Raw genomic sequence first — 15,171 nt, forward strand, 5'->3', positions numbered from 1 at the left:
GTGCGGCTCGCCCAGTGCTAGCCGCAAATTCATGTGTCGTGCGAAATTCCTGGCCACGTCCGTGCGCTTGTGTTTTCGCCGGACTGGGCTGCTCACCGCTGGGCGATATCCTCGGGGAGGCTCCTGGACAGACGCCACAGGAACATTGTGATGCGGCCTTCGATCATGCCGGCCTCGTCAAAGAACCGGATCATCGGCTCGGACATGAACTGCAAATTCTCCCGGTAGTGTGGACCGGACTGGCACGCCAAGAACCCACGTAGTGGATGCACGCCGACGACACGGTACAGCTTCGGGTTGATCAAGATGGGATAAGCCAAGTTCGCGACGACCGCGAGCACGCCGCGGTGCCATGCTCTCGAGGCTCGTCCCCGTACGCGCATACCATCGACAAGTTCGGTTCGCGCGAACGTGATGTGGCGTGCCTCTTCGAGTACATGGATCTTCATCAACTGCCGGACCTGTGGCTGTAGACGCTCGTCATTCATCGCCTCGCGCTGGGCCCTATCGAGGATCTCTTCGATCAACAGCGTCGCACCCTGAATGGACGGCCCCAGCGGGATGAAGTGCAGGATCTTCGCCATCGAAAGGAACCCGCGCGGGAGCTTGTAGGGCGGGATGCCCGTTTTGGCAATCAAGCGCGCGAACATCATGGAGTGGCGGCTCTCGTCGCCAACTTCGGCGAGTGCGTACAGCGACTTGTTGTCGACGAGGTCCCCTGTGGTGTTCTGCCGTAGCAATGCCATGCTCAGCAAATTCTCAGCGTAGATGCCGAAGCTGAGAATGCTCACGAGTTCATGCTTGCCCAGCTCAACTTTCTGTGCGTCCGAGAGCCGGTCCCAGATCTCGGTGCCGAAGAGCGACACCCGGTGTTCGGGCAGCCATGCCTTATCCGGCCACCATGGACTATCCCAGTCGATGTCAACCTCGGCGTCATAGGACTTCTCGGCAGAGGTCTTGAGCAGTCGCCCGGCCGATCGTTGAAGATCGGTGCGTCGGCGTCCGCTCACGCGGGCCATGCCGTCAGTGGTAACGGCTATCGGCCCGGCGCTGCGGCTTCGAACTTCGCTTGATGTCATTGGTCCATCTTTCGACTCGGCCGATGGCACAGCATCGGCGTATCTGGCACGGTGTGCCACCCCGTCGGAATGCTTGGACTCCCGCCCAAAGTTACCCGAACGATGGGTAGCGGATACTCGGGGTATGGGGTAACTTTGACTGCGGCAGACCGGATTGTCAAGCGGTCAACGCCCTCGGATTCCGACGTCGGCCCACCACACCGGCAGTGCTGGTGTGGTGGATCCCGTTGCAGGCGTCGGCTGGCGATCACGCGAAGGAAGCCACAGTGAATTCTCATAGTCCGCACGATGACTCCGACTACATCGGGTCCGCGACAGTGATCATGGCAAGCACGGAAGTTGAGGTGCAGGTCGAGCTGCGTGGCTTCTTCCAACCCATCGATGGCCGCTTCTGCTGGTACGGGCGGGTTGGACAGAGTGACATTCTCGACGAGTTTCTGCAGGGTCGTCGACGTTCGGTAGTGGTCCGGACTTCTGCCGGCGAAGCTGCCGGAACCATCGGTGATCGAGACTTCTGGGGTCGCTATCGGATTCAAGGCCGCGGTCGCCCGCCATACCCCACGCCGTCATCACTAGACGAAGTCGAGGCGACGCCGAGTTGAACTACAGACCGCGAAGACGGACGGCGACAACCAGCCGCTTGCGAATGGAACCGGAACCGACATGATCCGCTTTGGACACCTGCTCGACGCCCGAAGATCCGCAGCCTGGACCATGATTGTCACCTGCGGCGCAGTGGCTCTCGTTGTCGCGGCTATGGCAGCGCTCTATACCGCGCTCCCCGCTATAGCCTTGGACACGGGCGCGGATCAAAACGCGCTTACCTGGATAGTCGACGGCTATACGCTGGTGCTTGCTTGCCTCGTGTTGCCAGGGGGCGCGATCGGCGATAGATATGGACGTCGACGTGTTCTGACGGCAGGCTTGGCCGTATTCGCGGTCGCTTCTGTGGTGCCCGTGCTGGTCGATGCCCCGATATGGCTCATGCTCTCCAGGGCTGTGGCGGGAGCCGGAGCCGCCTTTGTCATGCCTGCGACTCTCTCGCTTCTGACCGCAAACTTACCGGTGGACAAACGGGAGTACGCGGTCGGGGTGTGGGCAGGTGTCGCCGGTTCCGGCGGAGTAATCGGTATGGTCGGATCCGGTCTGCTCCTCACACGTTGGTCATGGCACTCGATTTTCGTCGGCCTGACCGTCGTCGCACTGCTGCTGTTGGTGCTTGGTCTCACCGTCCCTGATTCACAAGACACCGAATGCCCGCGGCTGGAGGTTCGCGGCATGTTCTTGGTGGTACTGGCGATCGGGACGACGGTATTCGCGGTCATGGAGGCTCCGACGCGTGGTTGGACCGATGGCTGGGTCTTCGCCATGGGAGCGACCGGCGCAATGAGTGTCGTGGCCTTCATCGTCACTGAACTCCGTGTCGAGCACCCCTTGCTTGATGTACGGCTGTTCCGCCGCCGAGGTTTCTCGAGCGGTGCGTTGTCGATAACCATTCAATTCCTCGTGACTTTCGGTGTGATGTTCCTGCTGGTGCAGCATTTCCAGCTCATCTTGGGGTTCACGCCCCTGCACTCGGCCTTGGCGCTTGCCCCGATGGTTGCTCCCCTCATCGTGATGTCTCTCGTCTCACCGATGATCGCCGCGTGGCTGGGGCTCCGGGTGACGACCACGACCGGGCTACTTACCATCGCAGTCGGCTTGTTGGCCCTCCAGCGCCTCGACACCGGTTCGTCTTACCTCGATGTGCTCTGGCCGCTGCTGATCATGAGCGCTGGCCTGGGCATGTCGGCCGCTCCCGCCACCAACGCGATCATGCTCGACACGCCCTTGGAGAAACATGGGGTATCAGCTGCGGTCAACGACGCAACTCGAGAGATCGGCGCCGCAGTCGGTGTCGCCGTCGCCGGCAGCATCCTGTCGGCGAACTACACGTCGAAGATCGCGGAGGTGTTACCCCGCCTTCCTGAGCCTGCTCGCGACCCGGTGCGGAGTTCGCTGGCTGGTGCACTCGAAGTCGCTGAGCGCGCGGGGGCTGCGGGAGAGCCCCTCGCCGAGTATGCGAAAGCCGCCTTCTGGGATGGAGTGGAACACTCCGCGTTCGCGCTGGCCGTGATCAGCCTCGCAGGCGCGCTGATACTCATCCCGCTCTCTCCTGGACGCACAGTCGACGAAGGCCACAAAGTCAGTTGCGTTCGCCGGGGCCGTCGAAATCGTCTGCGACGCCTCCGGCTTACGCGTGGTGCGCGGAGGAAGCGGTTGGAGTCAATGCCTACCATTGAACCGGCGCAACGGTAAGCCGAACGCACTTTCCGGATCCGTTCACACTTGCGGACCGCTTCAGGGCGTCAGCAGAACAGCCAGTCGGGAGCGAACTCCGGTGATGAACTCTCGTCGCCGACGTGCTCTCGGGTGGTCGGCTAATGGCACATGCCCGATCTGAGTGACTGCCCGGTTGTCGTGGTGTCCGGCCCGAGAGTGGGCCCCGTTCCTGGTCGATAGTTGATTATGTGGCCAGTGTCTCTGATCTGGAATGACGGGGTCCCGTTCCCGCACATGGACGGACTGTTGGTCGATGCGGTTCGTGGGGTCGGGTCCGTGCGAATCGACGCCGCAACTTTGCGATGCGGTGGCGCTCTGCCCGAGTGGCTCAGCGCCGTCCCGGTGGATTCACGGCCGTATCGGCGGCAACTGGCCGATATCTCGGTCACTGCCAGCGAAGCGGCGATCGTGTTGCTCGTCAGCAGATTGTTCTGCGACAACATCGACTTCGGAAAGACTTTCGCCGAGCAAGTACCTTGGCTCGCCGCACGCCGCGGGCGATGGACGTTGTTCTGCAGCGGGTGTTGGGAGCGGTGGCGTTAGTCCTGGGTGGCCGCCCGGGAGCGCCGTTGGACTGGACATCTCGCGGCGCGGACCGGATAACCCTGCTCCGCCATGTTCGTGCGATCCCTGACCTGCCGCAGCCCAACTATGCGCGGACGGCTCCGCGCTATGCCATGGACACCGCTACGCCACGATCCTGATCGCATGGAATCTCGCCGCCCGATCGACGTGCTCACAGATTGCAGCGCCAAGACTCTGAGAATATGGTTACAGACCCTTCTTGACATCGAGATCATGTGCCGCGACCGGGCCGACCCCTACTCCGGAGGTGTGGCCAGCGGGGAGCCAGTAGGATTCCAGGTCGCTGATCGGTGGCACATCTGGGAGAACCTCGGTGACGCCCTCGAACACGCTATCGCACCGCGCCGACACTGCCTGACCGCCGCGGCGGGCTGCCTCGATGACGCCCCCGCAACTACCCGATATCGCCGAGGTCTCCGCAGGCTTGCATCGTGGTCCGGTCGAGCCAGGTCTGCGCCAAGACAGGGTCGCGATCCGATGCCAGCAGCGTTTCGCCGAGGTCCAGGAATCATCTACGAGTTCAAGCCCTATCTCCTCAGCGGTGGAATAAGGGATGCACCCGACGCCGCCCTGCTGTTTGACGCGATCACCGCCTGCGGCTATCGAAGTCAGCCGAACCTCGTCCGCGCCCATCAGGCCTTCCTCGATGCCGCTCACATCACCGGGCCCCAATTATGACCGAACCTGCTCGCACAGACCCAAATGACCAGTGGCGCTTCGACATGACTCTACCGCCAGCCCGGATTCGACGCACCCGCTGGTCACGTTCGTTCGCCGCGATCATCAAGAGCCGTGTGAGAGGCGACGCCACCTTCGGCGAATCCTCCTGAGCGGCTGAGCAATTCACACAGTCGAATTGCGAAATAGTGCCAGATCCCTGATTCGGCCGGAATTGAACCTGGCACCGATGGAAGTGAGCGGCCCGCGGAAGTAGTCCGCGACTGCCCACGCGATCGCCAGTTTGCGGTACGCGGCAAAGAGTGGTTTACTCAGCGATTTCTCGTAAACCTTGCGGTGGAACTTGTTGTGGGCCTGTTCCATTTCGGCAGTCCGACACCGGGCGCCTGGCGGTGCGGGATGAAGAGGCCGTTCCCTGGTAGCCGCCGTCGGCGATGACCATAGCGGTGCGGCAGGCGTCGGCGCCGGATTCCGTCCAGGCCTGCGGTGCAACGGACGTCCGATCACGACGACGACTTCGTTATCGGGCGTCGATGACGACCAGATGGTGGGTCGAGTACCAGTGGTTCCTACTCGGTGCGGCAATGTACGGTCGCAGGTCGGACCAGGTGCTGACCACCGTAAGCACCACACCGTGCGGGATCGGACCGGGGTCGCAGCGCCAACGTAGTACCAGGTCGTCGATCACCGGGGTTGGCCGGCTTCCATTCCGAGTACCGCCGCGGGTTGACGCATCGTCAGATTCGTCCGCGGTACCTGGCCACCAGTAACACCTGGCCCTCGAAACACAACTCTCGATGTCGGCCCCGCAACGACCGGTCGGTGCCCTCGTGCGGAAGCCGTGTGGTCGGGCGAGCGAACATGCGTGGCCACAGCCCGGAGATCAACTCCATCATCGAATAAGCCGCCGAGTGGCTACCCCCAGAACAATACTCACTGCTAGTCGAACGAATTATGGACAGCCGTCAGGAGGAGCTCATCGGCAAAGCCGCCAGGGGCTTGTTGTTTGCCGGATCAACTCTGTCCGATGAACTATCAGAAGTCCAACGGCTTATGCGGTGACCACCTTCAAGGTCGAAAGTCCGCGAAAAGACAGCCCGGTGCGCCAGCGGGGCTGCTCGACCAGCCGAAGATCGGGAAATCGGGACGCCAGGAGCGGGAACAATATTGCCCCTTCGAGCCGTGCAAGCGGTGCGCCGAGGCAGAAATGGATGCCGGCCCCGAACGACAACGGCGGGACCCCGGTTCGGGTGATGTCGAGACTGTCGGGGTCGTCGAACCGATCCGGGTCTCTGTTGGCTGCCCCAAGCAGGATCAGTACGACCTGACCGGGATGTAAATCAACTCCCGCCAGTCGCGTCGGCTGGAGCACCGTACGCCCGTTGGTCTGGACGGGGGACTCATAGCGCAATAATTCTTCGACTGCGTTGCTCGCCAACTCTGGCCTGGCACGAAGTTCGCGCATTTGGTCAGGGTGGGCGAGCAGCGCGGCGACGCCGTTGCCGATCAGGTTCGTGGTGGTCTCGAACCCTGCCGCAAACAAAAGAATCGCGGTACCGACGCATTCGTCGTCGTCTAGGATGTCGTCGCCATTCGCGACGGCGAGCCGGCTCAGTAGGTCATCGGTAGGGCGGGCGCGTTTGACCGCCAACAGGTCAGCGAAATATGCGGCAAGTTGGTCTTCGGCGTCGCAGGCTGCTGTCAAGGCCGCGATATCGGCACCGGGTTCGAGCGAGGCCAGCAGGGCCCGCACCAGTGGGGCTGCTACTGCTCTATCAGTAAAGGGCACCCCGAGTAGATCTCCAATCACATTCACGGGCAGCGGGAGCGCCAGATCGTTGATGATGTCGACGGAGACCCGTGCTTCCATGACATTGAGCAAGTGGTTGACCTGTGTGACGATACGGCCGCGCAACGCGTCGATGTGCCTCGGGGTGAACACGTCGGCGACCAACCGACGCAGCCGGTGGTGGTCAGGAGGGTTGCGGAACAGCATGGTGCGTCGGAACCGGTGCATGGCCTGATGTTGCAGCTCTTCAGGAATGTCGGACAAGCCGAAGCCCAGCGACTCGTCGGCCTTGCCGAGGCTGCGGTCGCGGAGCGCCGCCGCGCAATCGTCGTAGCGGCTCAATACCAGCACCCCCGATCGTGTAACCAACACTGGTTGCGTCTGGCGCAGCCGCCGGAACGCCTCATAAGGTCCGGCCGAGCCGTGATCGGTTAGCAAGGCGTCCAGGAGCAGTGCTCGCTCGCTCGGTACAGTCATGCCTGTCTCCTTGCACTCACCGGCGACTGCAAGAAATGTTTGACATCGACCACAATGAACAGTGCTGTGGCCGTGACAACCAAATGTCCCCCTGCATCCTCGATTCTGGCCCCGAGATGTAATTTCCGGCCATCTCGAGACCGTAGTTCGGCGTGCAGGGCGTAGGGAGTGTCGAGCTGAACCGGAGCAAGATAGTCGAGGTCGAGATGGCGCGTCACGGCGAGTTCGCCGACGGTGTATAGCAGGAAACCGAATAGGTCGTCGACTACTGTCGCCACAGCGCCCCCGTGCACTATTCCGGGCGCTCCTACATGACGTCGATCGAATCGGTGGTGAGCGACCACGCCGCCTGCGCAGCGCTGGGCCGTCAGAAAATGCCCATGCGGGTTGGCCGGTCCACAACCGAGACAGTTGGGATGGTGGGGAGGCAACTCAGTCGATCGAGGTTCCAAAAGTCGGAACGAACGCACCCATTCCTCCAAGTCGGGATCGGACGACCTGCCGCCCGTGTCCGATAGATTGCTCATGGTCAGCCTTCCTGTCGATGAAGCCGCACCCAACATCGATCTCGAGCGTGACCACTATGCAAATACATATCGCGCACGCCAGAGGTGGTGCGCAGCCGGTGGCCCCATTCCACCACCACCGGCGCGAAACGTGCCGTGCACTGGGAGGTGACTCCCATCTTCGTTTGCAGCCTTTCGCCGATGTCGACGTGCACGGTAATGTCGCCGGTGTCGCGAAAGCTTCGCATTATGGGTATCAATGTCCTGTTCCGTCCTACTCAGGACCAGGCATGGAGACAATTCCTAAATCTCGACGACGGTCAGCTCGCCGTTCGCATGCAGGGTGCGCAACCGCTTCTTATCGAACTTGCCGACCGAGGTCTTGGGCACCTCTGCGGTGAAGCTCCAGCGCTCAGGCAGCCACCACGTGGCGACCTTGCCGTCGAGGAAGTCACGCAGTTGGGCAGGTGTTACTTGCCGCCCGTCGCGTACGACGATCACAGCGAGGGGGCGTTCCTGCCACTTCTCATCCGGGACCCCGATTACTGATGCCTCGAGCACGTCGGGGTGACCGGCGAGCAGAAGTTCGAGCTCGACCGAGGAGATCCACTCCCCGCCGGACTTGATCACGTCCTTGGTGCGGTCGGTCAGCGTGACAAAGCTGCGTTCGTCGATCCGGCCGACATCGCCGGTGCGCAACCAGCCGTCCTGGAACTTATCCCCGCCATCCTCTTCGCCGATGTACGAGCCGGTAATCCAAGGTCCGCGCACTTGCAACTCACCGACGGCTTCGCCGTCGTGCGGGAGCTCATTGCCTCCGTCGTCGACGATCCTAAGCTCGACTCCTGCAACCGGACGACCTTGGGTCGCTCGCAGACGCCACCGCTCCTGGGCGTCGAGCGACGCCGGTGGACGCGCGACAGCCGCTAGTGGCGAGGTCTCGGTCATTCCCCACGCCTGTACAACCTGTACGTTGTACCTCTCTTCGAAGGCCTTCATCAGATGAACGGGTACAGCTGAGCCACCGCAAGCGACCAGGCCTAGAGACGAGATGTCGTAGCTGGGGTTGGAATCCAGGAAGTCCAAGACGTCGTTCCAGATGGTCGGGACTGCCCCGGCGATGGTTGCCTTGTGGACGTCGATCAGCCGCACGAGCGGCTCGGCCTGTAGGAACCGGTCAGGCATGAGCAAGCCGGCACCCGCCATGAGTGCGGCGTAGACCAGCCCCCAGGCGTTCGCGTGGAACATCGGGACGATGGGGAGGATTCGGTCATCGCTGCTCACGCTCAGTCCGTCGGCGGCGCAGGCCGCCATCGAGTGGAGGTAAGTCGACCGGTGGCTATAGGCGACACCTTTGGGGTCGCCGGTGGTGCCAGAGGTGTAACAGGCCGCGGCCGCAGACTGCTCGTCGAGGTCTGGCCAGTCGAACGTCTCGGGCTGGGCGGAGATGAACTCCTCGTAATCAACGACTGTCAGTCCCTCACGGTGCAGCGGGGTAAGGTCCACCTCTCCGGTGACAACGATGGTATGCACGCTAGTGAGCTGCAGCAACACTGAGGCCATCATGGGTACTAGGCTTCCATCGACAATCACGACTTGGTCCTGAGCGTGGTTACCGATGTAAACAAGCTGATCGGAGGCGAGCCGTAGATTCAGGGTATGCAGCACCGCTCCCATCGAGGGCACTGCGCAGTAGGCCTCCACGTGCTCCTGGTTGTTCCACATGAGGGTCGCGACGCGCTCATCGCCTGTGATCCCGCAAGCCCGCAATGCGTTGGCCAACTGAGCGGACCTCCGTCCGATTTCGGAGAACGTAGCAACCTTCACGCTTCCGTCAAGTTGCAAAGTCCGCACGGTCGCCGAGCCGTGCACACTCGAGCCGTGGCGCAGAATCGCCGCGGTCGTCAACGGGACGTTCATCATCGTGCTCTGCATAGCATTTCCTCATTCAAGAGTGTCTTCGAACGTAGGCGATCTGGGGGTTGATTCGCCGCTGGCCGGCGACATGGGGCTGCTGTCAGCGATCCACAGCCGTCAGCGAACTGGAAGCAGCCTCCAGGGACGCGACCAGGTCCAACTCCAGCTCTGGCAGTTGGCTAGCGGCCGAGGCCACCCCGGCCAGGCGAACTCGTATATCAACGTCGCGGCGGATACCGGCACGCGCAGTGGCGGTCCACGCCTGCGCACAACGGCTGGCCGCTACGGCGAGTTGAGCGGTGGCGGAGTCCCCGGTCAGACGAGCGACATCTGCGCAGCCATCGGCTAGCAATCGGCGGAACAGCCCGCCGCCAGTACCTGCCTTCTCAATGAAAGCGCTCAGGCTGAACAGGAGAGTCTCGAGGTCGTCCACCGGAAGATCGGCCCAGGTCTGAATGTCGGCCGCCAGCTGCACCGCCGCGGCCAAGCCCTCCGCACCGGATGCCGCTGTCCTGAGATCGACGATCCCGGGTTGCGATGGGCGGCGCATTCCGGCTGCGGACTGTCGAAATGCCTCCGCCGCTACTTCCGCCACGTCCGGCAGCGCACTCGGCCAGCTGATGCGGTATGTACAGTGGCGCGTCGGTTGCGGGAAAGACTTCGAGGACCGCGCCCGAGCCAGTGCATCGAGCGGGACTTTCTGCACCTCGGCGCGGTCATTGTCTACGACAAAGGCGATCCCCTCGGCCTCGTCGTGACCGATCACGACGATGTCGTGGCGACTCATCTGGAACTGGACGCGGAGGTACGGCAACTCACCGATATCTCCCCATACCAGGCTGGGTCTGCCTGCTTCGAGCTCGTCGAGAACCCATGACCACCCCTCTCGGGGATCATCGGTCGTGAGAACCTGGACTTGCGCGCCGAGTCGGCGGGGCAGATCAATTTCGAAGTCGGCGCCTCGTCCTACCAGGTACAGCGGTGGAACGAGGTCGCTTGACCGGAGGTACGATAACCCCAGTGCGCCGCCGAGAGCGAACACCAGACCTTCGTCGGGCGGCCCATCCCACCCCAGTCCATGCCAATGCAGAAGATCCCGCATAGCGCCAGAACCGCAGTGTCCCCCCATCTTGTGCGGGTAGTCATCGACCAGGGTCCTGCGGGGCATGTGAATCCTTCCGGGTGAATGAGGGGGCCAACGGGGATCGAAGACCGGGTCAGTGGGTCCGGATTCTGTCCAGGTAGGCCTGGCGGGCCGCTGTGTCGACGCCGTCGAGAAATACCGAGTCCGTGCCCAGCGCGGATCCGAGCCTGGCGGTCAGCCAGCCAGGGACGAACTTCATCGCCGCGACCAATACGCCGGCCAGGCGAGTGACGCGTACGAATGGACGCGGGCGCTCGATAAGATCGGCTGTCGCACGCGCGATCTCCTCGGGCTCGGCATTGCGCAGTCCCTTGGCACCAGCGGTTCCCGCGACGAGCTCGGTGTTGGTGAATGTGGGCCTAACGGTGGACAGCTCGACGCCTGACGTGCGGTACTCGTGCCGTGCCGCCTCGGTGAATCCGATGACCGCGAATTTGGTACCGCAATACGTCGCCAGTCCAGGCACAGCGAGCTCGCCGGCCAGCGACGCGGTGTTGATGATGTGCCCAGCGCGCCGCGGCAGCATTCGCTGAAGGGCTAGTTTGGTCCCAAAGACGACTCCCAGGACGTTGATCTCGACCTGCCTCCGGGTCACCGTGTCGTCTTCCTCGTGTACGTGACCAGTGGGCATGATGCCCGCATTGTTGATCAGCACGTCGAGGGGGCCGAGCTCTTCCTCGACCAGCTCGAGAAATTGCCGAAACGAAGTGGGGTCGGTTACGTCGAGGTGGGTAACGATCTTCACGCCGAGTTCGGTGGCGGCCTCCTGAGCGCGCTTCTCATCGACATCGCCGATGGCGACGCGGTGGCCTCGTCGAATCAGCTCCTTCGCGGTCTGGTAGCCGATGCCGCGGGCCCCGCCGGTGATAGCTACGGTCTTTGCGGCGGTGCGGGCACGGTGTGTCGTCACTTGCTGTTCTCCTTGTTGAGGCCGAGGCGCTGCCATAGGCCGCGACCGGCCGCCGCGCGCAACACTCTTCCGGCCATGGCCGCGCGCCGCGGGGTGTACGGGTACCAGGTGAGTTCTCGCGACAGGACAGGGATCCGTGGCTCTGTCACTGCCTGTACCCGGCAGTACTTGCGTAGCCCGTGAGCTCCGCCGAGCCGAGCACCGATGCCCGAGGCCTTCCATCCACTGTGCGGCAGTGTGGTGGCGAACAGGTTGCTGAAGACATCATTTATGTTGACAGCTCCCGCGTTTAGCTGTAATGCGATGCGCTGAGCACGAGCATGGTCTCGGGTCCACACCGTCGCAGACAAGCCGTACGCCGAGTCGTTGGCCAGGCGGATGGCCTCGTTCTCATCCGCGACCTGCATCACCGGAATCGTGGGACCGAAGGTCTCCTCGGTCATGCAGGCCATCGTGTGGTCGACACCGACCAGGACCGTCGGAGCGTAGTAGTTTCCGACCGCACTCCGAGTTCCGCCAGCCAGAACCCGCGCACCTGCCACCACTGCCTCGCTGACGTGGCGATCGGCAATGTCGACCTGCCTCGCGGTGACCATTGCGCCCACGTCGCGACCGGCCGCACCATGGGCGAGGGACCGCACACGTTGGGTCAGCCGCGCCACGAACTCGTCGTAAACCTCAGATACCACATACACCCGCTCGACAGAGATGCATACCTGTCCCGCGTTGAACAGAGCGCCCCACGCGATTCCCTCCACCGCACGAGCAAGGTCGGCGTCCTCCAGCACGATCGCCGGATCTTTGCCGCCAAGCTCCAGACTCATCGGCTTCAAATGCTCGGCACAGCGGATCGCGACCGCACGCCCGGTGGCGGTCGAGCCGGTGAACTGTACAAAGTCAGCGGCATCGACCACGGCTGCGCCCGAATCGCCATCACCTACAACGTGCGCCAGAACCGCGGGGGCGCCGATCTCGTGCCAGCCCTCGATGATCCGCGCGCACGTCAGCGGCGTCTCCTCCGAGGACTTCGCCAGGACCGCGCAGCCTGCTGCCAGCGCGGGCGCTGCGTCCATGAGGAAGAGGGTGATCGGGAAGTTCCACGGCATGATCATGCCGACGACCGGGAAGGGGTGATAGGTCGTAGTGAGTCGTTTCGACAAGGTCAGCAGGCTCGAGGACCTGACCTGCTCGCCGGCGAGAAACTTCGCGGCATGGTCGGCGTAGTAGCTGATGAACTCGCACGATGCTGTCGTCTCCACCAGGGCGTCGGGACGCACCTTGCCTGTCTCGGCTTGCAACAAGTTGGTGAGCTCGTCGGTGTGATCAAGGATCCAGTCCCGCCAGCGATGCAGCCATTTGGCGCGTTGGCGTGGGCCGGCTTCGGCCCACCCGACCTGAGCGTCTCGAAGATCAGCAGCGACGAGACTTACTGTCTCGCGGTCGTCGACAGCGACGGTTGCGATGAGCCGACCGTCGGCGGGGTTGCGCACGTCCAAGACGCCCGCTGGGATCGTCGCGCTCATCGGACCTCCGTAGGTGAATGGGGATCGCGGGCGATCCCGTCGGGATGGGTGCGGTGGGCGGGTGTATCGGTGAAAGCGTCAGCGATCACCTGGGGCCGCTTGAAGATAAGAGGCCCATAGGTGCGGCGAAGTTCGGCCAGGATCGCGTTCAACGGCAAGTCGTCGTAGACGCCCCGCTCGCGGACGTACTCCATATGCTCGGCTCCGTCGGCAGAAAAGGCGTGCAGTAGTGCATCGCGATCGCCGTCGAAATCCACCGGCGGCACACCGAAACGCGCACACAACTCGGTGTTGAACGCGGGCGTCGCCTTCAACCACCGGCCGTCGATATTGAGGAGGCTGTAACCGTGATAGACGAACAGGTCTGTGCCACCCATGAGCGCTCGCAACGCGTCTGTCTGCAAGTGATTGCGGACGTCAGCGAAGCCAAGCACCGCAGGGATCCCCGCCGCACGGCACACCGCGGTCAAGAGCACCGCCTTCGGGACGCAATAGGCGCGCCCGGACTCGAGGACGAAGCTCGCGCGATAGTGGGCAGGGTCGTCAGACACCGTGTAGGGGTCATACCAGACCCGGTCGCGAACGGCGGCGAAGAGACGCTTCGCCTTCTCTCGGCCGGTGCTCGCGTCGCCGATCACAGTGGCGGTGAACTCCCGGACTAACTCGTGCTCGATGTCGAGGAAGTCGGTCGCTGCCAAGAATGTCATCCGGTCCGTTTTCATCTGTGCTCCAGGTCTATCGGCAATCCGTCGACGGGAATTGGGAGCGAGGTGTTGTCCCACCTGGCTTCATACTGGTCAGGGACCGTCCAAGTGTAGGTTCGCAGCATGTGATGCAGGATCGCCTTCACCTCGAGAGTGCCGAAATGCAGGCCGATGCACTTGTGCACGCCTCCTCCGAAGGGGATCCAACCGAGGCGATGATTCCGGTCCTCATGCCGCGGCTCGGTGAAGCGGTCAGGGTCAAAAGTGTCGGGATCGGTCCAGTACGACTCATCGAAGTGGTTCACCGCCGGAGCCACGGCTACCAGTGTGTTTTCGGGGATTTGGTGTCCGGCGATTTCGACATCCTCGATGGTCTTACGCATCATGATCGGCACGGGCGCCACCAGCCGCAGCGTCTCCTTGATCACCAGGTCGAGAGTCTTCAGCGCGTCCAGGTCGTCGATAGTTGGGCGACGTCCGCCCAGTTGGTCGGACTCGGCCCGAGCCCGTTCCTGCCAAGCTGGATGCTTGGCGAGGAAGTAGACGGCAGCGGTGCTGGTGATGGTCGAGGTGTCGTGTGCCGCCATCATCAAGAAGATCATGTGGTTGACGACGTCCTCATCGGTGAAAGCTTGACCGTCGGCCGTGCGGGCATGGCACAGCGCCGCAAAAAGGTCCTCTCCCTGGGCGCTCCGCGCCGCCGGCAGGTGGAAGGTGAAGTAGTCCTCCAGGAGCGCACGCCCACGGACTCCGGCCCGCCACCGAGTCCCCGGCAGCGGGAAACGGATGATCGAGCTGGCCGCACGCACGGCCGCCACGAAGGCATCGTTGATGGCGTCAGTGTCCTCACTGCCACCCCGATCCGCCATGAAGACCTTCGTTGCTACGTCAAGGGTCAGGCCCTTCAGCAGTGGATAGATGCGTGTGGACTGGCCCGCTGGCCACGCGGGAATACCGGTCTCGAGCGGCGGCCCGAGCTGGTCCACATAGGCGGTCAGGCGGTCGCGGGTGAACGCCTCCTGCATGATTCGTCGATGCATCCTGTGCTCGTCGAAGCTCATCAGCATCAGACCCCGGTGAAAAAAGGCGTCGATGAGATACGCCCACCCGTCCTGTGAGAACGATTTCGCCTTGACGGTCAGCGCCTCCTGCATGGCATCTGGACCGGCCACCATCACAATCTTCGTGCCGAAGGCGCCCATCCATGAGACGGGCCCGAATCGCTGGTACCTGGCCCGGGTGAAGCTGGATCCGAAACGGATGTAGTCCAGGGTGTGACCGAGCACAGGCAGACCAGCGGTCCCTCGGATCGGCTTGAGGCCCGACCCTGCGGGGGGCATTGCCAGCTCACGGACAGGCCACTGATCACTGGCCCGCAGGAGGGCCACATCGACCCGGCTCGGCAGTGGCGCCAGGAGGACTGACGAGAGTCGCTCCCGACTCTTCGCCAGCGGCAGATGGATGGCGTACGTCACTGACATTCCTTTCTGAATGCTGTTCGCACGCAGTCGTCGTGCGAGTCGCCTGAGAGTCGGTC

Annotated in this window: 13 protein-coding genes; 3 read left to right on the forward strand and 10 right to left on the reverse strand. The window is 63.0% G+C overall.

The window, feature by feature from the left end; genetic code table 11:
• Nucleotides 1-92: 92 nt before the first annotated feature.
• Nucleotides 93-1,079 carry a diiron oxygenase gene (locus ATM97_RS31175; RefSeq protein ID WP_062984888.1) on the reverse strand — a complete coding sequence of 329 codons (987 nt, stop codon included), beginning with the start codon at nucleotides 1,077-1,079 and terminating at the stop codon, nucleotides 93-95.
• Between the two features lie 266 nt (nucleotides 1,080-1,345).
• Between ATM97_RS31175 and ATM97_RS31180 the strand changes: the two genes are divergently transcribed.
• The 3 genes from ATM97_RS31180 to ATM97_RS31190 all read left to right on the forward strand — a co-directional run bounded on the left by ATM97_RS31180 (nucleotide 1,346) and on the right by ATM97_RS31190 (nucleotide 4,664).
• Nucleotides 1,346-1,681, forward strand: a complete 336-nt coding sequence (locus tag ATM97_RS31180) for a DUF4873 domain-containing protein (RefSeq protein ID WP_074965659.1) — start codon at nucleotides 1,346-1,348, stop codon at nucleotides 1,679-1,681.
• 61 nt (nucleotides 1,682-1,742) lie between these two features.
• Nucleotides 1,743-3,377 carry an MFS transporter gene (locus tag ATM97_RS31185; protein ID WP_063816138.1) on the forward strand — a complete coding sequence of 545 codons (1,635 nt, stop codon included), beginning with the start codon at nucleotides 1,743-1,745 and terminating at the stop codon, nucleotides 3,375-3,377.
• A 1,086-nt stretch (nucleotides 3,378-4,463) separates the two neighbouring features.
• Nucleotides 4,464-4,664: a hypothetical protein gene (locus ATM97_RS31190; protein ID WP_143876026.1), complete on the forward strand. Its 201-nt coding sequence runs from the start codon at nucleotides 4,464-4,466 to the stop codon at nucleotides 4,662-4,664.
• 165 nt (nucleotides 4,665-4,829) lie between these two features.
• On the opposite strand, the gene ATM97_RS31195 is transcribed toward ATM97_RS31190, so the two are convergent.
• From ATM97_RS31195 to ATM97_RS31235, 9 genes are all read right to left on the reverse strand, one after another.
• Nucleotides 4,830-5,027, reverse strand: a complete 198-nt coding sequence (locus ATM97_RS31195; protein WP_062984885.1) for a hypothetical protein — start codon at nucleotides 5,025-5,027, stop codon at nucleotides 4,830-4,832.
• Between the two features lie 688 nt (nucleotides 5,028-5,715).
• Nucleotides 5,716-6,930, reverse strand: a complete 1,215-nt coding sequence (locus tag ATM97_RS31200; protein WP_062984883.1) for a cytochrome P450 — start codon at nucleotides 6,928-6,930, stop codon at nucleotides 5,716-5,718.
• On the reverse strand, nucleotides 6,927-7,457 hold the full coding sequence (locus ATM97_RS31205; RefSeq protein ID WP_022565926.1) for a PaaI family thioesterase: 531 nt from the start codon (nucleotides 7,455-7,457) through the stop codon (nucleotides 6,927-6,929). Before ATM97_RS31205 ends, ATM97_RS31200 begins: the two co-directional genes overlap by 4 nt.
• Nucleotides 7,458-7,739: 282 nt before the next feature.
• Nucleotides 7,740-9,371 (reverse strand): long-chain fatty acid--CoA ligase, encoded by a 1,632-nt coding sequence (locus ATM97_RS31210; RefSeq protein ID WP_062984881.1) that lies wholly within the window; start codon nucleotides 9,369-9,371, stop codon nucleotides 7,740-7,742.
• A gap of 82 nt (nucleotides 9,372-9,453) precedes the next feature.
• Nucleotides 9,454-10,521, reverse strand: a complete 1,068-nt coding sequence (locus tag ATM97_RS31215; RefSeq protein WP_062984879.1) for a BtrH N-terminal domain-containing protein — start codon at nucleotides 10,519-10,521, stop codon at nucleotides 9,454-9,456.
• 49 nt (nucleotides 10,522-10,570) lie between these two features.
• Nucleotides 10,571-11,407, reverse strand: a complete 837-nt coding sequence (locus ATM97_RS31220; protein ID WP_062984877.1) for an SDR family oxidoreductase — start codon at nucleotides 11,405-11,407, stop codon at nucleotides 10,571-10,573.
• Entirely contained in the window at nucleotides 11,404-12,930 is a 1,527-nt protein-coding gene (locus ATM97_RS31225; RefSeq protein WP_062984875.1) for an aldehyde dehydrogenase family protein, read from the reverse strand. The genes ATM97_RS31220 and ATM97_RS31225 overlap by 4 nt, the downstream gene beginning before the upstream one ends.
• Complete coding sequence (locus ATM97_RS31230) at nucleotides 12,927-13,652, reverse strand: transglutaminase domain-containing protein (RefSeq protein WP_062984873.1); 726 nt, start codon at nucleotides 13,650-13,652, stop codon at nucleotides 12,927-12,929. Before ATM97_RS31230 ends, ATM97_RS31225 begins: the two co-directional genes overlap by 4 nt.
• A complete protein-coding gene (locus ATM97_RS31235) occupies nucleotides 13,649-15,109 on the reverse strand; it encodes a cytochrome P450 (RefSeq protein WP_084503729.1) in 1,461 nt (486 codons plus the stop codon). Before ATM97_RS31235 ends, ATM97_RS31230 begins: the two co-directional genes overlap by 4 nt.
• Between the last annotated feature and the right edge of the window lie 62 nt (nucleotides 15,110-15,171).

This window comes from Nocardia sp. MH4 (assembly GCF_019266065.1).
Lineage (GTDB): Bacteria > Actinomycetota > Actinomycetes > Mycobacteriales > Mycobacteriaceae > Nocardia > Nocardia canadensis.